General features: G+C 66.3%; 21 protein-coding genes. 11 read left to right on the plus strand and 10 right to left on the minus strand.

Annotated features, from left to right (window positions below; translation table 11 throughout):
• Nucleotides 1-157: 157 nt before the first annotated feature.
• Nucleotides 158-751: a thermonuclease family protein gene (locus BFL28_RS13365; protein ID WP_241527326.1), complete on the minus strand. Its 594-nt coding sequence runs from the start codon at nt 749-751 to the stop codon at nt 158-160.
• 151 nt (nt 752-902) lie between these two features.
• Here BFL28_RS13365 and BFL28_RS13370 point away from each other — a divergent pair, with 151 nt between their 5' ends.
• Complete coding sequence (locus tag BFL28_RS13370) at nt 903-1,085, plus strand: hypothetical protein (RefSeq protein WP_069321034.1); 183 nt, start codon at nt 903-905, stop codon at nt 1,083-1,085.
• A 148-nt stretch (nt 1,086-1,233) separates the two neighbouring features.
• Nucleotides 1,234-2,505 (plus strand): MFS transporter, encoded by a 1,272-nt coding sequence (locus tag BFL28_RS13375; protein WP_069321035.1) that lies wholly within the window; start codon nt 1,234-1,236, stop codon nt 2,503-2,505.
• Here the strand turns inward: BFL28_RS13375 and BFL28_RS13380 are convergent.
• The 3 genes from BFL28_RS13380 to BFL28_RS13390 form a co-directional block, all read right to left on the minus strand.
• Nucleotides 2,502-4,310 carry a DUF885 domain-containing protein gene (locus tag BFL28_RS13380; RefSeq protein ID WP_069321036.1) on the minus strand — a complete coding sequence of 603 codons (1,809 nt, stop codon included), beginning with the start codon at nt 4,308-4,310 and terminating at the stop codon, nt 2,502-2,504. The genes BFL28_RS13375 and BFL28_RS13380 overlap by 4 nt on opposite strands.
• Nucleotides 4,311-4,383: 73 nt before the next feature.
• On the minus strand, nt 4,384-6,474 hold the full coding sequence (locus tag BFL28_RS13385) for a RelA/SpoT family protein (RefSeq protein WP_069321037.1): 2,091 nt from the start codon (nt 6,472-6,474) through the stop codon (nt 4,384-4,386).
• 100 nt (nt 6,475-6,574) lie between these two features.
• The gene (locus BFL28_RS13390; protein ID WP_069321038.1) at nt 6,575-6,886 is read right to left on the minus strand and encodes a CC_3452 family protein; all 312 of its coding nucleotides are present in this window, start codon (nt 6,884-6,886) and stop codon (nt 6,575-6,577) included.
• A 144-nt stretch (nt 6,887-7,030) separates the two neighbouring features.
• On the opposite strand from BFL28_RS13390, the gene BFL28_RS13395 reads away from it, so the two are divergent.
• Nucleotides 7,031-7,525, plus strand: coding sequence for a winged helix-turn-helix transcriptional regulator (locus BFL28_RS13395; protein WP_069321039.1), 495 nt, complete (start codon nt 7,031-7,033; stop codon nt 7,523-7,525).
• On the opposite strand, the gene BFL28_RS13400 is transcribed toward BFL28_RS13395, so the two are convergent.
• Nucleotides 7,526-9,268, minus strand: coding sequence for a sensor domain-containing diguanylate cyclase (locus tag BFL28_RS13400; protein WP_173655755.1), 1,743 nt, complete (start codon nt 9,266-9,268; stop codon nt 7,526-7,528).
• Nucleotides 9,269-9,375: 107 nt separating this feature from the next.
• Nucleotides 9,376-10,581 (minus strand): LL-diaminopimelate aminotransferase, encoded by a 1,206-nt coding sequence (locus BFL28_RS13405; protein WP_069321041.1) that lies wholly within the window; start codon nt 10,579-10,581, stop codon nt 9,376-9,378.
• 91 nt (nt 10,582-10,672) lie between these two features.
• On the opposite strand from BFL28_RS13405, the gene BFL28_RS13410 reads away from it, so the two are divergent.
• From BFL28_RS13410 to dacB, 5 genes are all read left to right on the plus strand, one after another.
• On the plus strand, nt 10,673-12,469 hold the full coding sequence (locus tag BFL28_RS13410; RefSeq protein ID WP_069321042.1) for a PHA/PHB synthase family protein: 1,797 nt from the start codon (nt 10,673-10,675) through the stop codon (nt 12,467-12,469).
• 90 nt (nt 12,470-12,559) lie between these two features.
• On the plus strand, nt 12,560-13,354 hold the full coding sequence (locus BFL28_RS13415; RefSeq protein WP_069321043.1) for a phasin family protein: 795 nt from the start codon (nt 12,560-12,562) through the stop codon (nt 13,352-13,354).
• A gap of 189 nt (nt 13,355-13,543) precedes the next feature.
• Nucleotides 13,544-13,873 (plus strand): ATP-dependent Clp protease adapter ClpS, encoded by a 330-nt coding sequence (gene clpS / locus BFL28_RS13420; protein WP_069321109.1) that lies wholly within the window; start codon nt 13,544-13,546, stop codon nt 13,871-13,873.
• Nucleotides 13,874-14,062: 189 nt separating this feature from the next.
• Nucleotides 14,063-15,181: a glycosyltransferase family 2 protein gene (locus tag BFL28_RS13425; protein ID WP_079247141.1), complete on the plus strand. Its 1,119-nt coding sequence runs from the start codon at nt 14,063-14,065 to the stop codon at nt 15,179-15,181.
• A gap of 26 nt (nt 15,182-15,207) precedes the next feature.
• Nucleotides 15,208-16,611, plus strand: a complete 1,404-nt coding sequence (gene dacB / locus BFL28_RS13430) for a D-alanyl-D-alanine carboxypeptidase/D-alanyl-D-alanine endopeptidase (RefSeq protein ID WP_069321044.1) — start codon at nt 15,208-15,210, stop codon at nt 16,609-16,611.
• A 30-nt stretch (nt 16,612-16,641) separates the two neighbouring features.
• Here the strand turns inward: dacB and BFL28_RS13435 are convergent, their stop codons facing one another.
• Nucleotides 16,642-17,370: a class I SAM-dependent methyltransferase gene (locus BFL28_RS13435; RefSeq protein WP_069321045.1), complete on the minus strand. Its 729-nt coding sequence runs from the start codon at nt 17,368-17,370 to the stop codon at nt 16,642-16,644.
• Nucleotide 17,371: 1 nt separating this feature from the next.
• Nucleotides 17,372-17,800: a GtrA family protein gene (locus tag BFL28_RS13440; protein ID WP_241527327.1), complete on the minus strand. Its 429-nt coding sequence runs from the start codon at nt 17,798-17,800 to the stop codon at nt 17,372-17,374.
• 60 nt (nt 17,801-17,860) lie between these two features.
• On the opposite strand from BFL28_RS13440, the gene BFL28_RS13445 reads away from it, so the two are divergent.
• Nucleotides 17,861-19,699 carry an AcrB/AcrD/AcrF family protein gene (locus tag BFL28_RS13445; protein WP_241527328.1) on the plus strand — a complete coding sequence of 613 codons (1,839 nt, stop codon included), beginning with the start codon at nt 17,861-17,863 and terminating at the stop codon, nt 19,697-19,699.
• A 54-nt stretch (nt 19,700-19,753) separates the two neighbouring features.
• Nucleotides 19,754-20,854, plus strand: a complete 1,101-nt coding sequence (locus BFL28_RS13450; RefSeq protein WP_069321112.1) for an AI-2E family transporter — start codon at nt 19,754-19,756, stop codon at nt 20,852-20,854.
• A 28-nt stretch (nt 20,855-20,882) separates the two neighbouring features.
• On the opposite strand, the gene BFL28_RS13455 is transcribed toward BFL28_RS13450, so the two are convergent.
• Both BFL28_RS13455 and galE read right to left on the minus strand, forming a co-directional pair.
• Nucleotides 20,883-21,506: a MarC family protein gene (locus BFL28_RS13455; RefSeq protein ID WP_069321046.1), complete on the minus strand. Its 624-nt coding sequence runs from the start codon at nt 21,504-21,506 to the stop codon at nt 20,883-20,885.
• A complete protein-coding gene (gene galE, locus BFL28_RS13460) occupies nt 21,503-22,498 on the minus strand; it encodes a UDP-glucose 4-epimerase GalE (protein WP_069321047.1) in 996 nt (331 codons plus the stop codon). Before galE ends, BFL28_RS13455 begins: the two co-directional genes overlap by 4 nt.
• 70 nt (nt 22,499-22,568) lie before the next feature.
• Between galE and msrA the strand changes: the two genes are divergently transcribed.
• The gene (msrA, locus tag BFL28_RS13465) at nt 22,569-23,111 is read left to right on the plus strand and encodes a peptide-methionine (S)-S-oxide reductase MsrA (protein ID WP_069321048.1); all 543 of its coding nucleotides are present in this window, start codon (nt 22,569-22,571) and stop codon (nt 23,109-23,111) included.
• Nucleotides 23,112-23,119 lie beyond the last annotated feature (8 nt).

Here is a 23,119-nt window from a genome sequence, read left to right on the forward strand (position 1 = left end):
CCAATGGTACCGGGTCGGGCGCGACGCGCGGACCTTCCTCGCCTTTTCAGAAGGCAAGAGAACGAACTGCGAACCGCAAAAAAATCCGACAGCGAAATTCATCCACAGAAAAGTGATGTCGGCACCCGGCCGCGCGCGAGCGGCCTGCGTCCGTCGATCAATCGCACCAGCCGGCGCGGCGTCCGCCTTCATAGGGTCGCGCCAACCCCTCCGCCACCAGCGTGTCGCCAACGCCGACGCCGTCGACCTGCACGATACGCAGCTTGCGGCCATAGCGGTCGGTGTCGCGATCGGCCGCTTCCAGAGTGACGGCCCCGCCGCTCAGTAGAGCCTGCAACCGGCGAGTCGCCGCCGTACCCAGCTCCGCCTCGCGATGGCAGCGCGCCGGGTGTGTTTCGGGCGTATCGATATCGGCGATCCGGATCTTCTCGCCGCCCATCCAGAAGGTGTCGCCATCCACGACGCAGTCGATGCCGCCGCCGCGGTGGCACAGGCCGAAGCTGGCGCGCGTACCGCTGCCGGCGCGATCCGGCGGTGAAGGCGCGTGCAAGCCCACGAGCGGTGCCGCCGCATCGGTCGGAGGGGCGCCCGGCCCCATCGTCCAGGCGATGCCGCCGCTGATCCCGGCCAGCGCGGCGCCGGCAAGGACCGCGAGGTCGGCGAAGCGAAACCTGGGTCGGCGCGCATCGGTGCGACGGCGCGGCGCGGAGCTGCCGCGATGGTCGCGATGCAGTTCGAACGGATGCTTCATGCCGCAAGTCGTAGGACGAGGCGGTCACCAAATCCTTGCCAGACGGGCCGGGATCGGCGCGGCTTCCCGCCGAAACGGACCGACCGCGATTCGACCCCGGAACGGATGCACTTGGCGCCGAAACGGATGCGCGGCGCGCTAGACATGCGGCATGAGCCAGCCCGAACCGATCACCTTCGTCTGCGCGAGCTGCGCATCCTCCAGCGTGACGCGCGAGGCGTGGGCGGCGTGGGACGTGGCGGCGCAGCGCTGGTCGCTGGCCGAGCTGTTCGACTATGCCTTTTGCCATCGCTGTCATCGCCGCATCGTGATCGAAACGCGTCGGGCGGGCTGAGGGGCCGAGCCGTTCAGGCCGCCCTGCCCCCCGAACATCTCCCCCGAACATCGCCGCCGGAGCTTATGTCGTCGGCGATGACGGCCGTTGCCAGTAATAGGCCATGACCCTAGGCTGGTCGCGAGCGATGCGGCGCGGGGGAACGGCCATGGACGAAACGGCCACGCCGCGACAGCCGGTCACCCGCGCCTCGATGCTGGTCGCCGCCTTCTCGACCATCGTCGAATGGTATGATTTCACCCTCTACCTCTATTTTGCGACCGTCCTGTCGCGCGTCTTCTTCGGGGCGGGCGCGACGGCGCTGGCCGGGACGCTTGGCGGGTTCGCCATTGCCTATCTGATGCGCCCGCTCGGCGCGGCGGTGTTCGGGCATTTCGGCGATCGATACGGTCGACGCCCGATGATGCTGGCCTCGATGGCGCTGATGACCGCGGCGATGCTGGCGACGGCGCTGTTGCCCACCGCCGCGCAGATCGGGCCCGCCGCCGGCGTCCTGCTGATCCTGCTGCGCTGCGTGATGAGCTTTTCGGTCGGCGGCGAGTATACCGGGGTGGTCGCCTATCTGCTGGAGGGCGCACGGGTCGAGCGGCGCGGCCTCATCACCTCGTCCGCATCGGCGGCGAGCGAGGTCGGCGCCCTGCTCGCCGCCGGCGTCTCGGCCGCAACAGTGTCCAGCCTGGCGCCCGGGGCGCTGGAAAGCTGGGGCTGGCGCATTCCCTTCTTCATCGGCGCGGGCCTTGCCAGCCTCGTCCTGCTCGCGCGCTCGACCATGCAGGAGTCGCCCGAATTCGAGCGGCAGCAGGCGATCGGCAGCGTGCCCGCCCGGCCGCTGCGGCACGCGCTGCGCCACTATCGCCTCGCCATCGGCCGGGGCTTCGCGATCTCGGCGCTGGGGTCGATCACCTATTATGTCGGCATCACCTATGTCCCGGCCTTCCTCACCCAGCATGGGGCGATGAGCGAGGGCGATGCGCTGTGGCTCGCCACGGCGGCGGCGGTGGTCGTGATCCTCGTCACGCCCGCGGTCGGCTGGCTCAGCGACCGCGTCGGGCGACGGCCGGTGCTGATCGGCCTTTGCGCCCTCGCCATTCTGCTGCCCTGGGGCATGTTCGCGTTGCTGACGAAAAGTGCCGGCCTCGCGCTACTCGCCGCGCTCATCCTGGCCGCCCTGGGTGGCGGGGTCAGCGCAGTTGGCGCAGTCGCCACGGCGGAACAGTTTCCAGGCGAGGGCCGGCTGACCGGCCTCGCGCTCGGGGCGACTGCCGCCACCGCGATCTTCGGCGGTTTCGCGCCTTATCTCGCACAGCTTCTGACGACGCTCGGCAACTCGCCGGCCGCTCCCGGCCTGTTGATGGTGGCCGTGGCGGTCGGCGTGCTGCCGGTGCTGCTCAGGCTGCCCGAAACCCGACCCCGAGCTTAGGCGCTCGCCACTCGCCGGGCATCTTCCTCGACCAGCCGTTCAAGGATGGTGAGCGGCACCGCGCCGCGCCGGATCACCTCATGAAACCGCTTCACGTCGAACTTGTCGCCGGCGATCGCCTGCGCCTTGGCCCGCGCGCGCACCCAACTGGTGTGCCCGATCTTGTAGCTGCAGGCCTGGCCCGGCTGGGTACAATAGCGTTCGATCTCACGCTGCGAGCGGGGCCGGGCGAAGCCGACCGTATCGACCATGTAATCGGTCGCCTGTTCGCGGGTCCACTTCTTGGCGTGAATGCCGGTGTCGATCACCAGCCGGGCGGCGCGGAACAGGAAGGATTGCAGATAGCCCGCGCGCTCCAGATCGCCGGCATAGGCGCCCAGTTCGTCCGCGACCTGCTCGGCGTAGAGCGCCCAGCCTTCGCTATAGGCGCCGAAGAAGCTGAACTTGCGCAGCAGCGGACCGGCGGCCCCCATCGCTTCGCTCAGTTGCAAGTGATGGCCCGGCAGCCCTTCGTGATAGGTCAGCGAGGGCAGCGTGTATTTGGGCCAGTCGGCGACGCTCTTGAGGTTGATCCAATAGATCGCCGGGCGCGAACCATCGAGCGCGGCGATATGATAATAGCCGTTCGACGCGCCGTCCTGAATCTCGACCGGCACCGCACGGATTTCCAGCGGCGCCTTGGTCGGATTGTCGAACATGCGCGGCAACAGCGCGCCGACCTTGACGTTGTCGGCGTTCAGCGACTTGATCAACTCGGCCCGGCCGGCGGGCGTGTCGGGGTAAAGCTGATCGGGCCGGTTGTTCAGCGCGGTCAGCCGCTCGCCAACCTTGCCCTTCGTCAGCCCCTGCTTCTTGAGGATCGCATCGAGCTGTGCGGTGATCTGCGCGACTTCCTCCAGCCCGATCTTGTGCACCTCGTCGGGCGTGAAGTTGGTGGTCGTCGCCTGAGCGAGTGCGGCGGCATAGATCGCGTCGCCCTGCGGCACGTCCCACACCCCTGAGGTCTTGCGTGCGCTTGCGCGCTGCTGCCGGATGAGCGCCATCTGCCGGTCGAGCGCCGGATAAACCGACGTTTCGATGATCTTTGCGGCGCGTGTGCCCCAATCGCCGGCAATGCCCTTGGCCGCGGTGCGCTCGATCAGCGACTTGGCCATGCTGTTGTCGATCGGCGCGGGGCTGCGCAGCTTGGCCATCTGGTCAAGCGTGAGGTCTAGCGAAAAGTCCGGCGCGAGGATGCCGCGCTTGCCGAGATCGGCCTGCGCCTGCGTATCCCAATCCAGCGCCTGCCCCACCTGGCTCAGGCGCGACAGCAGCGCCTCGGCATCGTCCTTCGTCGCGATCGTGTGCGTGGAATTGAGGAAGTCGGGCAATTCGAAATAGACGCCGCCTTGCTGGAAGATCGCGAACGGGCGCTGCACCGAATCGAGCTTGAACTTGTCCGCGGTCAGTTGCGATTCGAGCGAATAGCTCACCACCTCGCGATTGAGTTTCGCCGCTTCGGACAGGGATGCGGGATCGACGGCCTGGATGCGCGCCAGCCCTGCCCGGGTGTCGGCGAGGACGGCCACCTTCCCGGCGGGTGAGCGATCGTCGAGCTTGCCCTTGGCCGGCCCCTTGTCGAACCCGATCTGAGTAGCGGTTTCGGGTGAGCGTGCGATATAGTTGGCCAGCACTTCGTCGAAGATCTTGTTGAGCGCCGCATCTGCCGGTCCGGCCGCTGGCTGCGCAGCCTGCCGGGCGAACGCGGGCGTTGCGGCCAAGGCGGCGGTCGCCGTGCCCGAAGCGAGGAAGGTGCGGCGATCCATTGGCGGTCCTTTCAGCGGTGTGCTGTCAGACTAGCGCACCTGCCGCGCCGCGCAAGAAAGGATCAGCGCAACCTCACACCCGCTCGACCGTGCTGACCGCATCGGCCGCGCGCAGCGCCGCGATCAGCTTCATGAGGTGCGCCGCGTCGCGGACTTCCAGGTCTATCATGTTGGTGTGGAACGTCGTGTCGCGCGTGTCGAAACGGATGTTGAGGATGTTGGCCTTGTGCTGGCCGAGCAGCGTCGCCACCGCGCCCAATGCGCCCGGCTCGTTCTTGACCGTGACCGCGATCCGCGCGGTGCCGCCCTCCGCCTTGTCGCCCCAGCCGATATCCAGCCAGTCATCATCCTCGACCATGTCGAGCACGGGGCAGCTGATCTGGTGGATCTCGATCGGCGCATCGGGATGCCGCACGCCGACGATGCGGTCGCCCGGAATGGGATGACAGCAGGGCGAGAGGACGAAGGCGACGCCCGGCGTCAGCCCCTTGATCGAAATCGGCTCGCGCTGCGCGGGCAGCGCCACGGCATCGTCGCCGGTCGTCGATCCGGGCATCAGGGCTTCCATGACCTGGCGGTCGGTCAGCTTCTGCCGCGCGATCGCCTCCATCAGCGCGTCGCTTTCACTGAGCTTCAATCGCGTCAGCGCGGCGCCAAGCGCTTCCTTGCCGATCTCGACCGGCAGGCGGCGGACGATGTCGTCATACAGCTTGCGCCCTAGCGCGATCGTCTCGTCCCGCTCCTTGTGGCGCAGGTGCCGGCGGATCGCAGCGCGCGCCTTGCCGGTGATGGCGAAGTTCAACCAATTGTCCTGCGGATGCTGCGCCTTCGACCGCAGGATCGCGACCTGATCGCCCTGCGCGATTTCGGTGCGCAGCGGCACGACGCGCCCGTTGATCTTCGCACCGACCGCCTGGTCGCCCAGATCGGTATGCACGGCATAGGCAAAGTCGATCGGCGTCGCGCCCTTGGGCAGCTGGATCAGTTCGCCCTTCGGCGTGAAGGCGAAGATGCGATCCTGGTACATCGCCATCCGCGTATGTTCGAGCAGCTCCTCGGCGCTGTCGGCATTGTCGAGGATTTCGACCAGATCCTGGATCCAGCGCACCTGCGTGTCGGGCCGCACCACGTCCTGTTTATAGGCCCAATGCGCGGCCAGACCGAACTCGGCCTGAGCATGCATCGCCTGGGTCCTGATCTGGATTTCGACGCGCGTGTCGCCGGCATGGATGATGGTGGTGTGCAGCGAGCGATAGCCGTTGCGCTTGGGCGTCGAAATGTAATCCTTGAACCGTCCGGGCACCATCGGCCAGCGGCGGTGGACGATACCCAGGGCGCGATAGCATTCCTCTTCGCTGTCCACGATCACGCGGAATGCCATGATATCGGACAGCTGCTCGAAGCTGACGTGCCGCTCCGACATCTTCTTCCAGATCGAATAGGGGTGCTTCTCGCGCCCCGACACCTCGGCATCGATCCCGCCGCGCGAGAGCAGCAGCTTGAGGCCCGACCCGATCTTGGCGATACGATCCTCGCCCTCGACCTTCAGCGCGTCGAGCCGCCTGGTGATGCTTTCATACGCTTCGGGCTCGAGTTGCTGGAAGGCGAGCGTCTGCATCTCCTTCATGAACTCGTACATGCCGATCCGCTCGGCGAGCGGGGCATAGATGTCCATCGTCTCGCGCGCGATCCGCCGCCGCTTCTCGGGCTTTGGGATATGATGCAGCGTGCGCATGTTGTGCAGCCGGTCGGCCAGCTTCACCAGCAGCACGCGAATGTCGTCCGACATGGCGAGCAGGAACTTGCGCAGATTCTCCGCCGCGCGCTCGCTCTCGGTCTGCGCCTCGATCTTGGATAGCTTGGTCACGCCGTCGACCAACCGTGCAACACTTGGCCCGAACTTCGCCTCGATCTCCTGCGGCGTTGCGACCGTGTCCTCGATCGTGTCGTGCAGGATCGCGGTCGCGATCGTCTCGTCGTCCAGGTGCAGGTCGGTCAGGATGCCCGCGACTTCGATCGGATGGCTGAAATATGGGTCGCCGCTCGCGCGCTTCTGGCTGCCATGGGCATGCATAGAGAAGACATAGGCGCGGTTCAGCAACGCCTCATCGGCATCGGGGTCATAGGACAGGACCCGGTCTACAAGCTCATATTGACGCAGCACCGGCTCAAGATGGTGCGAGAATGTGCTGCTTTGCAATAGGTTTGCACGAAAACGGGCGCCGGAGACCCGACGCCCGCCTAACCTGTGTCAGAAACGCAACTTACTTGGCGCGGGCGTTGCACGCCTCGAGCGCTGCGGCGTCGAACGCGGTGCTGCCGGCACTGAATGCCGAAAGCGCGCCGATGCGGGCGGCCGCGCGCTCGCACATCACCTTGTCCTGGGTGGGCGTCTTGGGCGCGGTGCACACGCCGTCGTTGCACTTCCATACCGTATTGGCGGTGACGAAAGAGGCCTTCTTCGGAGCGACGGCAGCGGTCGCGGCATAATAGCCGCCCGACTGCGCCAGCGCTGCGGCGGGGGTCAGCGCGGCCAGCGAAAGCGCGGTGGCGGTGAGCGAGGCAAAGCGGATCATCACGGTTCTCCCTGGGGCGTGCAACATTAAGTTGCGAAACGCTACTTATCTCGATAGGTTTTAAGTTGCAACAAGAAACCTTTGCTGCATTGCGACAGGTTTAAGCTGTTTGTCCACCGTCAATTTTCAGGTAGTTTCGCCGTCATGGGTCACAACGGACTGCGAGAGCCGCTTCGCCAGCTCGCCGCGAGCTGCAGCCTCCCCGCCGCGCTCGAAGCGATGGGTGAGCGCTGGTCGTTCCTCATCCTGCGCGGTTCGTTCAACGGCCTGTGCCATTTCGAGGAGTTCCAGTCCGAGCTCGGCATCGCGCGCAACATCCTCGCCAACCGGCTCGCGAGGCTGGTCGACCACGGCATCCTGGCGCGGCAGACCTGTGACGACGATCGCCGCAAGGTCGAGTATCGCCTGACCGAAAAGGGTTTTGCGCTGCTGCCGACCATGGTGGCGCTGCGGCAATGGGGCGAGCGGTGGGAAACCGGCATGCCCGCCACCCCGGTGCTGGTGGACGCGCGCGACCACCGCCGCATCGCGCCGGTCCAGGTGATGAGCCATGACGGCCGCATCCTGGGCAAGCACGACCTGCTCTGGTCGCTACCCGAAAATGTCGTGGGCGAGACGGTCGAACAAGCGGCGGAGTAATCAGGCTTCGGCCAGCTCAACCCGGTTCCGTCCCAGCGCCTTTGCCCGATACAGGGCGGCGTCGGACTGGCGGAAGACCGCCTCGGGCGTCATGCCCGGGGACAACGGCGCAAGGCCGATGCTGACCGTGATGCCGAAACTGCCGTGCGGCGTCACGATTTCGGTTCGCTCCAGCGCCTTGCGCAATCGCTCGCATGCCGCCGATGCCGCACGCACGTCCAGCGTGGGGAACAGCACCGCGAACTCCTCGCCGCCCAGCCGCCCGATGGCATCCTCCTGCCTCAGCCGGCTGCGCATCACATCGGCGAAGGTCAGCAAGGCCGCGTCGCCTGCAGCATGACCAAATCGGTCGTTGACGGACTTGAAGTGATCGAGGTCGAGCAACGCCAGCACACCGACGCCGTTTTCGCCCGAAGGCCCGTCGGCCAGCCGCCGTTGGAAGGCCCGGCGATTGAGCACGCCGGTCATCGAATCCGTCGTTGCCTGTCGTTCAAGGTCGGCTTCGCGGGCCTTGCGCTGCGACAGGTCGCGGATGATCGTGACGATCGTGGTCGCCCGGCCCTCTTCGTCCGTCACCGCGCGAGCCGTCGATTCGAACCAGCGCGCGGTGCCGCGTGCCGTCATCCCGCGGAATTCAGCGCGGTGGACGCGTTCGGGCTGCGCCAGCGTTCGCGCGTGCAGCTCGCGAACCCGGGCGCGGTCACCCTCGGCGATGAAGGCGAAGCTGCTTTGCCCGATCAGGCCGTCGGGATCGTAGCCGCCGACTTCACGGACCGCGGGCGAGGCGAAAATCACGTCGCCGGCGCGATCGAGGACCAACACCGCGTCCGAGGCATGTTCCGCGATCAGGCGGTAGCGCGCCTCACTCTCCGCGACCGCGCGTGCAAGCTTGTTCTTCTCGGCGATCATGGTGGCGAACGGCATCGCGGTCAGGAACAGCACGCCAAGGTAGAATTGGAAGAATTGCAGGTGCAGCGCCTGGCTGGCCGCGATCAGCTGGATCGGGCCGTGGCCGGCGACGGTGAACACTGCGCCGATGACGGCAATGGCGAACACGCCCAGCGCCGCGCCGGCCAGACGAAACGCCATCGTCGCCACGATCAGCGGAAGCATTGGCAGGAACAGGACCGGCAGCCCGTCCTGCGCGAAGCACAAGCCGGTAATGCCGAGCAGCAAGCCGCTCACCCATATAGCGCGTAGCCACTCGTGCCTGCGGGTGATCCGCTCGCGATAGGCGCCGCCGGCAATGACGAGCAGCGCCACCGGCGTTCCGATCATCGCGCCAAGGCCGTGGCCGACGATCCAGTTGGACCAGATGGTCAGCGGCGCGGTCCCCTGGAAGGCCCAGATCGAGATGACCGGAATGATCCCCGACACGACCGGCGCCGCGATCCCCGCCGCCATGCCGAACACGAGCAACCGTCCGAGCGACGCGAACGGACTCTGCGCCGCGCCCAGGCGCACCAGCAATCCATAGGCGATCAGCGCCTCGCCGATGTTGGCCACGGCCAGCAGCGGCGAGAGCATGGCATAGGGCGAAGCGCTGACGCTCGCGGCGATGGAAGCAAAGAAACAGGCCGCCACGTGCCACGGCCGCTCGACCGCCGGTCGCGCCAACATCGCGGCGAGCAGCGGCGCGTTGGCAATCCACAGCAAGGCGACATTGGCGCTGAGCCGGGTGAAGGCGATGGCAGCGGCGGCAAGCACGAAATAGACCAGCGCGATGCCAAGGACATGCGCCACATTATTTCGATTCAGAAAGCCCGACCGCATCCGGCCGCACTAGCCAAAGGAGGTTAAGGCGCGGTTTCCTAAAGGTCGTCGCGCCTTCGCCTGCGCTGGCCGATCGCTCAGGCCGATTTCGCGCCCGTGTTGACGCCCATCGACTGAAGATAGCGTTTCACGTTCCGCGCCGCCTGGCGCAGCCGCTGCTCGTTCTCGACCATCGCGATGCGAACGAAACCCTCGCCATTTTCGCCGTAGCCGACGCCGGGCGCGACCGCGACCTTGGCATGGGCCAGCAGCTGCTTGGAGAACTCCAGGCTGCCAAGATGCGCCAGCGCCGGCGGCAGCGGCGCCCAGGCGAACATCGAGGCGGGCGGCGCTGGAATGTCCCAGCCCGCGCGGCCGAAGCTTTCGACCAGCACGTCGCGCCGCTTGTGATAAAGCTGGCGGTTCTTCTCGACGATATCCTGCGGCCCATTGAGCGCGGCGCAGGCGGCGGCCTGGACCGGCGTGAAGGCGCCATAGTCGAGATAGGATTTCACGCGAGTCATCGCCGCGATCAGCGTCTGGTTCCCGACTGCGAAGCCGATCCGCCAGCCGGCCATCGAATAGGTCTTGGACAGCGAGGTGAACTCGATCGCGATGTCCTTCGCACCCTTGACCTGAAGGATCGACACGGTCGGCTTGCCGTCGAAGTAAAGCTCCGAATAGGCCAGGTCCGAGATGATCCAGACCTGGTTCTCCTTCGCCCAGGCGACCAGCCGCTCGTAGAATTCGATGCCCACGGTCTCGGCAGTCGGGTTCGAGGGATAGTTGACCACCAGCACGCTTGGCCGCGGCACGGTGAACGCCATCGCGCGTTCCAGGCTCTCGAAATAGCGATCGTCGGGCGTGGTCGGGACCGCACGGATCGTGGCGCCGGCCAGGATGAAGCCGAAGGTGTGGATCGGATAGCTGGGGTTCGGCGCCAGTACCACGTCGCCCGGCGCGGTGATCGCGGTGGCCAGGCTGGCCAGGCCTTCCTTCGACCCCATCGTCACCACGACTTCGTTTTCCGGATCGACCTCGACGCCGAAGCGGCGGCCGTAATAGTTGGCCTGCGCGCGCCGCAGTCCCGGAATACCCTTGGACTGCGAATAGCCGTGTGCGCTCGGCTTTTGCGCGACCTCGCACAATTTCTCGATCACATGTGCCGGCGGCGGCAGGTCGGGATTGCCCATGCCAAGATCGATGATGTCCTCGCCCGCCGCTCGCGCCGCTGCCCGCATGCCGTTGACTTCGGCGATGACATAGGGCGGCAGTCGCTTCATGCGGTAGAATTCTTCGGACATCGTTTTCTCTGGTGAGCTCCTCTTGGGTCGCGCCGGATGCGCACCCTCGTTATACAGGGGCGGGGCGGGCAAGCCATAGGAGAGGCCGGACGTGGCGGAAAAGAAAAAGACGGCAGACCCCAAGGCCGATACGCCGCGCTTCGGCGAGGACGCGGCCGGCGATGACACCCAGCCCTCGCTCGGCGAGCTTCAGCACTGGACCTGGGTGCTCGGCCGCGCGCAGCAGATGCTGATGGAGCAGGGCTTCGACCTGATGGCCATGGTCCCGCCGGTGCCGCAAGGCGCGACGTTGGTGCCCCCCGCGCTCGATCCCGCAGCGGCGATGCGGGCCGGCGCCGATTTCTGGTCGGACACGGTGAAGCTGTGGCAGCGCTTCCTCGACCCCGCGCAGGCCGAACCCTTTGCCGAGACGCCGGAGCAGGCCCGCGACAAGCGCTTCAAGGCGCCGCAATGGCGCGAGCAGCCGGTGTTCGACTTCATCCGGCAAAGCTATCTCACCCTGTCGAACCATCTGCTCAAGAGCGTCGATGCGCTCGAGGGGCTGGATCCCAAACATGCGGCGCAGCTGCGCTTTGCAACGCAGGGATTCATCGATGCGATGAGCCCCTCCAACTTCCCCGCGACCAACCCGCTGGTACTGGAACGCACGATCGAGACGAAGGGCGAAAACCTGCTCAAGGGCCTGCAGCATATGCTGAAGGACCTGAGCAAGGGGCAGATGACCCAGACAAGCGAGGGCGCCTATGAGCTCGGCCGGAACATCGCCATCACGCCGGGCAAGGTGGTGAAGCGCACCCCGCTGTACGAACTCATCCAATATTCGCCGACCACGCCGGACGTGTTCGAAACGCCGCTCATCATCTTCCCGCCCTGGATCAACCGCTTCTACATCCTCGACTTGTCGCCCGAAAAAAGCTTCATCCGCTGGGCGGTCGAACAGGGGCACAGCGTCTTCGTCGTATCGTGGAAGTCAGCCGACGCGACGATGGCCGACGTGGTGTGGGACGATTATGTCGAGCGCGGGCAGATCGATGCGATCGAAACGGTGCGCGAGCTGCTCGGCGTCGAGGCGGTCCATGCGATCGGCTATTGCGTCGCCGGCACCACGCTTGCCGCGACGCTGGCAGTGCTTGCTGCGCGCGGCCAGGCGGACAAGGTCAGAAGCGCCACCTTCTTTACCGCGCAGGTCGATTTTTCCGAGGCCGGTGACCTTCAGGTCTTCGTCGACGACGATCAGCTCGCACTCATCCAGTCGCTGACCACCGACGGCTTCCTTGACGGGCGCTACATGGCGGCGACCTTCAACCTGCTGCGCGGGCGCGACCTCATCTGGAACTATGTCACCAGCAATTATCTGCTGGGCGAAGACTATATGCCGTTCGATCTGCTTCACTGGAATTCGGACGTCACCAACCTTCCGGCCAGATGGCATCAAAGCTATCTGTCCGACCTGTATCGCGACAATCGGTTGGTGCAGGCCGGCGCGCTCAGTGTCGCGGGCACGCCGATCGATCTGACGACCGTCACCACCCCGGCCTATATCCAGGCGGGGCGTGAGGATCATATCGCGCCGGCGCGAAGCGTGTGGAAGATCACCGAGCATTTCACCGGACCGCTGCGCTTCGTCCTGGCCGGTTCCGGCCACATCGCTGGCGTGGTCAACCCGCCCTCGTCCGGTAAATATCAGTATTGGACCAACGATGCCCCGGCCACGACGCTGGAGGAATTTGTTGCAGGTGCGACCGAGACCAAGGGCAGCTGGTGGCCGGACTGGCAGGCGTGGATCGAAGCTCGCGACAGCCACCGTATCAAGGCCGAAGGCGCCAGGATTCCGCAGCTGATCGAAGAACTTGGCGCAGCGCCGGGACGCTACGTTCGGGACCGCTGATCATTTTTGTGCACTGCACAAAAAAATCCTTGAAGTGGGTTGCCCGGCGCAATATATGCTGCATCGCAACAGTGCCGAGAGGATCACGCGATGCCCAGCAAGCTGCCGGGACCCGGCAAGAAGTCAGCCGGCAAGATTCCAACGCCGCAGGCCAAGGTGGCCGTGCCGTTCGCCGACATCAAGGCGCCTGAAGTCGAGTTGAGCATGCCGGCGGCGGTTGCCTCGCAGCCGCAGATCGAGTGGCCGGTGACCACGACGGTTGAGCCCGAGGCGCTGGACCTTGCGCCGACGGCCGAGCGCGTCGCCGAGCCGATTGTTGAAGCCGCCGAAGTTGTGGCGGACCGCGTAACCGAGACGGTCGAGCAGGTGGCGTCCGCGCCTCTTGCCGAGCCCGTCGTCGCTCCAATCGAACAGACCGCCTCGCAGGCGGCGGAAACCGCAGTTCAAGGAAAGCACATCATGGAAACCACGATCGAAAAGACCCAGGCTTTCTTCGCCGACTTCAACGAAAAGGCGAAGGCTCAGGTCGAAAAGAACACCGCCCTGGTCGGTGAAGCCACCGAATTCGCCAAGGGCAATGTCGAGGCGCTGGTCGAAAGCGGCAAGATCGCTGCCAAGGGCTTCGAGACGCTTGGTCAGGACGCTGCCGACTATGGCCGCCGTTCGTTCGAGAACGCGACCGCCGTGCTCAAGAGCATGTCGGCGGTGAAGTCGCCGGCCGATTTCTTCAAGCTGCAGAGCGACTTCGTCCGCTCGCACTTCGACTCGATGGTCGCCGAGACCTCGAAGAACACCGAAGCGATGATCAAGCTGGCTGGCGACGCCGCACAGCCGCTCTCGAGCCGCTTTGCGCTGGCCGTCGAGAAGGTCAAGACCGCGGCCTGATCGATCGCACGGATACCGAACAATGAGGGCGGTTGCCGCGCGGCAGCCGCCCTTCTTGCGTTTGAGCCAACGACCGGGCGGCAAGCTGCCAAGTCGGTGTTGCCCGCGAAATTCATGGTTACGCCCTTGCCCTCTTCCCTCGCGCGCCATATTTTCGGCCACCTCATGACAGCGCCGCTCGACCCCTTCATGGCTGACGACCACGACCGCGACGACGATGCGGGGACCACCACTGGCGTCGCCACCCGCACGCGCGCCAAGACGAAGAAGCCGACGCCCTATCGCGTGCTGATGCTCAACGACGACTATACCCCGATGGAGTTCGTCGTCCTCGTGCTCCAGCGCTTCTTCCGGATGGATATGGAGGAAGCGACGCGAGTCATGCTGCACGTGCATCAGCGTGGTGTCGGGGTGTGCGGCGTGTTCAGCTATGAGGTCGCGGAGACCAAGGTGGCGCAGGTGATGGATTTCGCGCGCGAGAACCAGCACCCGCTGCAATGCACGCTGGAAAAGGCGTAGCCGCGCTTTCGGGTCAGCCGGAGGCTTCTTGACCTGGCGGCGACGGGCGACAAGGCGCGCCATGTCAGCACATGGGGTGCCTGAGTGTATCGCTCGCGGCACGGGCCTCGGCATATCGTCAGTAGCGTCTTTCACGATGCTGCAAATCGCGCATGACGTTTCGATAGCGCGACGCTAAACCCTTCGGCCATGCAACGTCCCAAGCTGTCGGTCGTCATCCCCTGTTACAACGAGGAAGCCTGCCTCGAGATGCTGCACAGTCGCGTCTCGCACGCGGCGCGGGCGGCGGTGGGCGACGACTATGAGATCGTGCTGATCAACGACGGATCACGCGACGGCAGCTGGGCGGTGATGCAGCGGCTGGCGCTCGCCGACCCGCGGCTCGTCGCGATCAACCTGTCGCGCAATCACGGGCATCAGCTAGCCCTGACTGCGGGGCTTGACCTGTGTGCGGGCGAGGAAATCCTGGTGATCGACGCCGATCTGCAGGATCCGCCCGAATTGCTGAGCGAGATGCGCGCGACGCTGCGCGAACAGGGCGCCGACGTGGTCTATGCCGTGCGGCGCAAGCGCGAGGGCGAAACCTTCTTCAAGAAGGTGACGGCCGCTTTCTTCTATCGCATGCTGGATCGCATCACCGACACCCCGATCCCGCTCGACACCGGCGACTTCCGGTTGATGACGCGCCGCGCGCTCGACGCGTTTCTCTCGCTGCCCGAGCAGGCGCGCTTCATCCGCGGCATGGTCGCTTGGGTCGGTTTCCGGCAGGTGCCGTTCGTCTATGACCGGCACGAGCGCCATGCCGGCGAGACCAAATATCCACTGGCCAAGATGATCCGCTTCGCGCTCGACGCGGTGACCGGTTTCTCGACCGCGCCGCTGCGCTTCGCCAGCCATGCCGGCCTGGCGCTCACCGGCCTGTCGGTGCTGTTGTTCCTGTACATCGTGGTCAGCTGGCTGTTCGGCAATGCGATCCAGGGCTGGACCTCGACCATGCTGGTCGTCGTGTTCCTGGGCGCGGTGCAGATGTTCGTGCTGGGGATGATCGGCGAATATCTGGGACGGCTGTATGTCGAATCCAAGCGGCGGCCACTGTATCTGGTCGCGGACGTTGCCGGACCGGTGAAGGGTCATGCCTCGCTCGGCTATCGCTATGCCGATTCAGGCGAGGTGACGGTCGCGCCCTATGCCCCGCCGCGTCCCGATCTGTCCGAACCCGATGCGGCGAAGGCGAAGGTTGCGCGCCGCAAGCCGGCGACGAACGTAGCGCCCGACGATGGCGGGTCCATGCCGCCGACCCTGCTCTGAAGCGGGTCGCGCTCCTTCTCGCGCTGATGCTCGCCGCGCCGGCCACGGCGCAGTCGGCCGGCGGCCAGCGCCAGGTCGAGGCCGCGATCGCGCAAGCGCCGGCGGGCACGCGGTTCGGCATCGTCGCGGTCGACGAGGCCGGGCGCGAGATCGTTGCGATCAACCCCGACCAGCGCTTCATGCCCGCGTCGAACACCAAGATCGTGACGACCGCGGCGGCCTATGCATCGTTGACCGGGCTGGACGCGCCCGACCTGGATGGCGGCGCAGCGGTCCGGCGCGTCGGCGAGGATATCCTGCTGATCGGGCGCGGCGACGCGCGGCTGTCGAGCGCCCCCGATTGTGTCGCCAATTGCCTGAGCCAGCTGGCCGACGCGATTGCCAAGAAGGTGTCGCGCGTTCGTCATGTGATCGGCGACGATACGCGCTTCCCCGACGAGCGGTGGAGCGCGGGGATGAGCTGGAACAACATTCCCACGCGATATGGCACCGCGATTTCCGCGCTGACGCTCGACGATAACGAGGCACGGATCGAAGTTGTGCCGGGCGCGGCCGGCAAGCCGCCGGTGCTGACCTCGATCGGTTATTACACCATCGTCAACGACGCGGTGACCGGTCGCGCGGGCGGCACGACGAAGATCGAGTTCAGTCGGCTCCCACTCGATCGCACGCTGCGCATCAGCGGGGTGATCGCCGCCGACGCCAAGCCGCAGTTGCTGGCGCTCGGCATCGACGATCCGGCGCATTATGCCGCGTGGCGGCTGATGGCGCTGTTGCGCGAGCGCGGCGTCAAGGTCGGCGATGTGCGGACGCGTCACCGCCCGTACGTGACCCTCACCGACGATCCGGCATCGCCGCTGGCGCTGGCGCCCGAGCCGCAGGCTGGCGAGGCGATCGCCCGTCTTGCCCCGCCCCCGCTGGCCGAGGACCTGCGCACGATCAACAAGGTGAGCCAGAACCTCCATGCCGAATTGCTGCTGCGCCGGCTGGGGTTGAAGGACGGCAGCGGCTCGGTCGCTTATGGCGTAGCGCAGATCGAGAAGATGTTCGCGGCGGCCGGCATCGCGCGGACGACATGGGACTTTTCCGACGGGTCGGGCATGTCGAGCTATAACCGCATCGCACCGCGCGGGATGATCGCGCTGCTGCGCTGGATCGACGCACAGCCGTGGGGCGCGGCATGGCGTGCCACGCTGCCAGTCGGCGGCGTCGATGGCACGCTGGCGCGGCGCTTCAAGGGCACGCCGCTGGAGGGCAAGGTGTTCGCCAAGACCGGATCGCTCAACCAGACCAATGCGCTCGCCGGCTATCTGATCGCGAAGAGCGGGCGGACGCTGACCTTCGCCGCCTTTGCCAACGATGTGCCGGGCGATCGCAGCGCGACGCCGCAGATGGACGCGGCGTTGCTGGCCGTAGCGGTCGCGAATTAGGTCCCCCTCCCCTCTCCCGGTGGGGAGGTGCTACTTCGGTTGCGCCACGACGATCAGCGACAGGCCGGGCGGCAGCGGCACGCGGCCGAGCAGATGGCGTTCCAGCCCGAAAATCTTCTCGAACGCCCAGTTCAATGGCTTGGCGGGCGGTGAATCATCGCTGTCGTCCTTGCCCCTGAGCTTGCCGGCGACGCGCGCGGCGACCGCGGCGGGAAAGAGCAGCGAGTTGAACCAGCGCAGCTTGTCCCAGCGAAGGCCTGCCTTGCGCAGCGCATCGGTCAGCGTCGCTTTCGAATAGCGGCGCTTGTGGTGGTTCACCACGTCGTGCGCGCTCCACATCCATTGATGCGCGGGGACGGCGATCAGGATCTTGCCGCCTGGCTTCAGCCGCCTGGCCATCGCCTGCAGCGCGGCGACGTCGTCGTCGATATGTTCGATCACGTCGAGCACGGCGATGAGATCGTACTGACCCTCCGCCACCCCGGTCAGTTCGGGGAGCGGCGAGCTGCCGACCGGCTTGCCCAGCCGCTGGGCGGCGATGCCGGCGGCGGCGGGATCGATCTCGATCGCATCGACCGTTCCGAATGCGCCGAGCATCGGAAGGTTATGGCCGGTCCCACAGCCGATCTCGAGAATCCGCGCGCCGGCAGGCGGCTTGACGTAGCGGTCGATATAGTCGGCAAGGATGTCGCGGCGTGCGACGTACCACCAATGGGTGGAATCATGCTCGGCCATGCGGTCGTAGACGATGCGGTCCATGTCAGCGGAATACCAGCCAGCGGTTGAGGATGAAGGTAAAAATCGTCGCGAGGCCCACCGCCGGCAGCAGCGGAACCCAACCGGGATAGCCAAGCACCGCAGTGCCGAGCCAGGTAATCACGCCGTTCAGCGCCACGCCGCCCCCCTGCACGGCGACGAACTGAAGCTTCTGACGAGGCCCCGGATCGCGTGTGCCATGCCCCTTGAAGCTCCACCGGCTGTGCAGGAAATAACCCGCGGTCACCGCGACGGCAAAGGCGAACGGAACCGCATAGACCGCATCCTTCCGCGCGAAGACCCAGAAGGTCAGCGGCAGATAGACGGCGGAATAGATCAGCGTCGAAATGCCGCCGGCGATGCCGAACCGCACGATCTGCCTCAGCAGGCCGCTGCGCTGTAATTCGCCGAAACGATGGAGAAGTGCTGTCACGCCTGTTGCCCTGAAGCCGCGCGCCGCCCTAATGCGCGGCAGGCGAGAGGGAAAGCAGTTTTGGCTAACTGTATACGCGGCTTCGATCTGGAGCGGGAACTGGACCGCCACTGGCTGCGCTGGGCGCTGCTGGCATGGGGCGTGATCGCGGGGTGGTACCTGTGGGATCGCTGGGGTTCGGTGCGCGGCCTGGCGCTGGGCGACACCGACGACAATATGCGCCTGATGCAGGTGCGCGGCTTGCTGACCGGCCAGGGCTGGTACGACCTGCGGCAATACCGGCTGGCACCGCCTGAGGGCCTCGATATCCACTGGTCGCGGCTGGTGGACCTGCCGATCGCGGCGCTGATCCTGCTGTTCAAGCCGTTCGTCGGTGTGGCGCAGGCCGAGCGGCTGGCATGCGGCATCGCCCCGCTGTTGCCGCTCGGCGTGGTGATCGCCGCACTGGGGACGATCGTGCGGCGGCTGGTCGCGCCGGCGGCCTGGACGATCGCGATCATCGTGCTGCTCGGCTGCGGCGCGGCGATGTACATGTTCGCACCGTTGCGTATCGACCATCATGGCTGGCAGCTCGCGTTCCTGACGCTGACCGTCATGGGCCTGAGCGATCCCGCCCGCGCGCGGGGCGGCGTCATCGTCGGCCTGTCGAGCGCGGGGTCGCTGACCATCGGCCTCGAGCTGCTGCCCTATTGCGCGATGGCGGGCGCGATCGTCGCGCTGCGCTGGGTCTGGGACGCGGGCGACGCGCGGCGGCTGCAGGGCTATTCGCTCAGTCTTGCCGGCGGCAGCGCGGCTGGCTTTGCGCTGTTCGCGTCGAACGCCAATTATGCGATGCGCTGCGACGCGCTGACGCCGGTGTGGCTGTCGGTGATGGTCGCGGCGGGCGCGTTGCTGTTCCTGCTCAGCCGCATCAACCCAGCTGCGCGGGGCGCGCGGCTGTTGCTGGCGCTGGTGGCGGGCGGCGCCATCGCCGGCGGGTTCGCGGCGCTGTTCCCGCACTGCCTGTCGCGGCCGGAAGGCGTGTCGGACGAGCTGACGCGAACCTGGCTGAACAATGTGCGCGAGGCGCGGTCGATCACCACGCAGACGTTCCGCGCCGGATTCCCGCTCGCCGCGCTGCCGGTCATCGGTGTGATCGGTGCCGGTGTCGCGGCATGGCGCGCGCGCGGCCATGACCAGCTGGTGGCGTGGATTGCGATCCTGCTGTTCAATGCGTTCGCCGGCGCGATGCTGTTCTGGCAGATTCGCGGCGGGCCGGCGGCGCAGCTGCTGGCGGTGCCGGGATCGGTCGCCCTGGTATGGATCGTCGTTCCCTGGTTCCTGGAACGCGGATCGATGGTAATCCGCATCCTGGGCGGGGTGGCGGCGTTCCTGCTGCTGTCGGGCCTCTTCGCCGGCTTCGTCGTGCAGTTCGTGAAGCTCGACAAGCCGCAGCCCGGCCGGTCGACGGTGTATCGCGCCAACGCGCGCTGTGCGAGCGCGACGGCGATGTCGCTGCTCGACCGGACGCTGCCCCCTTCGACGATCTTCACGCATGTCGATCTGGGGCCGCGCCTGATCGTGATGACCCACCACAAGGGCATCGCAGGGCCATATCATCGCAACGAGCGCGCGATCCTGGGCGTGCATCACGCCTTTACCGGGCCGCCGGACGCGTTTCGCGGCATCGCGCGGCGTTATGGCGCGCAATATCTGCTCGTCTGCCCCAACATGGCCGAGACGACGGTATACCGCGCGCGGGAACCGAACGGCTTTTATGGCCAGCTCGCCAAGGGTCGGGTGCCGGACTGGCTGACGCCGGTACCGCTGCCCAAGGATGCGCCGTATCGGATGTGGCGCATCCGTTACGATCCGCCGAATTCCTTGACCGATGGAGCCAAGCGCGCCGATCCGCGTTAGACTGACCGGCCGCGTATCAGGCCCGGTTCCCTCTTCATGAAAGGCGATCTGTTGATGGCGCTGTCCGGCGCGCGGCTCGAACGGGGCGGCCTGATCGTCTATCTCGCCCTCATCACGATCGGGCTGATCGCGATCGTATCGGGTTATCTGGGCGCGCTTTTGTGGGCGACGCTGGCAGCGTTGCTGTTCCAGCCATTGTTCCAGCGGCTGCTGGCGCGCTGGCCGGGCCGGCGCAATCAGGCGGCGGGCGTCACGCTGCTGATCCTGACCGTGGCGGTGGTGATCCCGGCGCTGATCGTCGCCAGCCTGGTCGTCGATCAGGCGGCAGGCGTGTTCCAGCAGATACGGTCGGGCCAGATCAACTTCGCGACTTATTTCCAGCAGATGCACGACGCACTGCCCGAGCGGCTGCAGGCCGTGCTCGACCGGTCGGGTTTCGGCAGTTTCGAGCGGGCACAGGCCCGGATCAGCCAGGCGGTCAGTTCGAGCGCGAGCATGCTGGCGTCGCGCGCGCTGTCGATCGGCGCCAACGCGGCCGCGTTCCTGCTGAGCTTCGGCGTCGGCCTGTATGTCACCTATTTTCTGCTGCGCGACGGCGAGACGATTGGTCCTGCGGTGGTGCGCGCGCTGCCGCTGGAACGCGGCATCGCCGATCGGCTGGCCGAGCGCTTCTGCGCCGTGGTGCGCGCGACGATCAAGGGGTCGGGGGTCGTCGCGCTGGTTCAGGGTGCGCTGGGCGCCATCACCTTCTGGATCGTCGGCCTGCCCGCCGCCCTGCTGTGGGGCGTGCTGATGGCCATCGCCGCGCTGCTGCCCGCGGTCGGGCCGATGATCGTCTGGGCGCCCGTCGCCATCTACCTGCTGGCGATCGGGTCGATCTGGCAGGCGGTGGTGGTGATCGCGTCGGGCGTGCTGGTGATCGGCCTGGCCGACAATGTGCTGCGCCCGATCCTGGTCGGACGCGATACGGGCATCCCCGACTGGATGGTGCTGGTGACGACGCTAGGCGGGATCGAGTTGATCGGGCTGAGCGGCATCGTCGTCGGGCCGCTTGCCGCCGCGCTGTTCATCACCGGCTGGGCCGCCCTGACCGAACAGCGGCTGGGCGAGCCGGAGGGCGCGGAGGAACCGCCCGACGAGATGAGCTCGGTCTGACGCTACGCTGCCGGCCGGTGCCGCAACCCTAAACCCCGAAGCTGCGGCGCACCCCGTCGATCACGAACTGGATCGCCAGCGCCGAGAGCAGCACGCCGAGCAGCCGGGTTATGACCGATTCGATCTTCGCGCCGAGCAGCCGCATCAGCGGCCCGGCGGCGAGCAAGGCGATCAGGGTGAGGACCAGGACGGCTGCGAGCGCGCCGAACACCACCGCCGTCTCGGCCGGCCCGTCGCTGCGCGAGACGAGCAGCATGACGGTCGCGATCGAGCCTGGGCCGGCGATCATCGGCATGCCCATGGGGAACACCGACACATCCTCGACCTCAGGTGTGTCCATCACCTTTTGCGCGCGATCCTCGCGGCGCTCCTGACGCTTTTCGAACACCATCTCGAGCGCGATCAGGAACAGCATGATACCACCCGCGATGCGGAATGCATTGAGGCTGATCCCCAGCGTCTTGAGCAGTGCTTCGCCCACCAGTGCGAAGACGAGCAGGATCGAGCTGGCGATCAGCACCGCCCGGATCGCCATTGCGCGCTGCTGGACGTGCGTCGCACCCTTGGTCAGGCCGGCATAGATCGGCGCGCAACCGGGCGGGTCGATGACGACGAACAGCGTCGCGAAGGCGGAGATGAAAAGTTCGATCATTGGCGGGACGCGAGATGGCGCTCCCAGCTGAGCGCGTCGGTCACGATGCGGTCGAGATCATCATATTTCGGCCGCCACGGCAGCGCTTCCAGGATCGCGCGATTGTCCGACACCAGCTCGTCCGGGTCGCCGGCGCGGCGGCCCTCCATGCGGCGCTCGATCTTCATGTTGGTCACGCGATCAACAGCATCGAGCACTTCGAGCACCGAATAGCCCCGGCCATAGCCGGCGTTGAGGAAGTGGCTCTTGCCCGGTTCGGCGAGCAGCAGGTCGAGCGCATCGACATGCGCCGCCGCCAGGTCGCTGACATGGATGTAATCGCGCACGCCAGTGCCGTCGCGTGTCGCGAAGTCGGTGCCGAACACGCTGACATGCCCCCGCTTGCCCGTCGCCGCCTCTGCCGCGATCTTGATGAGATGGGTGGCGCCGGCCGTGGACTGGCCCGAACGGCCCTGCGGATCGGCGCCGGCGACGTTGAAGTAGCGCAGCGCCGCGAAGTTGAGCGGATGCGCTGCGGCGACATCGCGCAGCATATGCTCGGTCATCAGCTTCGACATGCCATAGGGATTGATCGGCAGCTGTGGCGAATCCTCGCGCACCGGGACCACCTCGGGCACGCCGTAGGTGGCGGCGGTGGATGAGAAGATGAAGTGCTTCACGCCCTCGCTCACCGCGCTCTCGATCAGGCTGCGCGAGGCGGCGGTGTTGTTGCGATAATATTTGAGCGGATCGCTGACCGATTCGGGAACGACCACCGATCCGGCAAAGTGCATGATGGCGGTGACGCCATGCTCGCGGATCGCGTCGCGCACCTTTTCGTCATCGGCGACATTGGCGACCACCAGCCGGGCGCGCCGATCGACCGCCCAGTCGAACCCGGTGACGAGGTTGTCGACCACCACGACGCGCCAGCCCGCGTCGAGCAGCGCCAGCACGGCATGGCTGCCGATATAGCCTGCTCCACCCGTCACCATCACCGCGCCGTCACGCATCTTGCTCGCCCCTCTGGTTGCCAGCCCAGCCCAACCCTATCTTGGTCCACGAAGCAAGGAGTTGAAACGAATGGCAAGCGAAACCGCAATCCTGGCGGGCGGCTGCTTCTGGTGTGTCGAGGCGGTGTTCAAGGACCTGATCGGCGTCCAGTCGGTCGAAAGCGGCTATATCGGCGGGCATGTCGCCGATCCGACCTACAAGCAGGTTTGCGGTGGCGATACCGGCCATGCCGAGGCGCTGAAGGTGGTGTTCGACCCCGAGCAGCTGTCCTATGATGACTTGCTCGACATCTTCTTTGCCACGCACGATCCGACGCAGTTGAACCGTCAGGGCAATGACGTGGGCACGCAATACCGGTCGGCCATTTTCCCGCAATCGCCCGAGCAGGAAGCGCGCGCGCGTGCCGGTATCGAGCGTAATGCGTCCGAATGGCCCGCGCCGATCGTCACGACGATCGAGCCCAATGACACCTGGTATCCGGCCGAAGCCTATCATCAGGATTATTGGGAGGGCGAAGGCCAGCGCAATCCCTACTGCCTGGCGGTGATCCCGCCCAAGCTCAACAAGCTGCGCAAAAGCTTTGCCGAGCGATTGAGGCAGCAGTCGGCCTGACCATCCGC

The sequence above is a fragment of the Sphingomonas turrisvirgatae genome (assembly GCF_001721295.1).
Lineage (GTDB): Bacteria > Pseudomonadota > Alphaproteobacteria > Sphingomonadales > Sphingomonadaceae > Sphingomonas > Sphingomonas turrisvirgatae.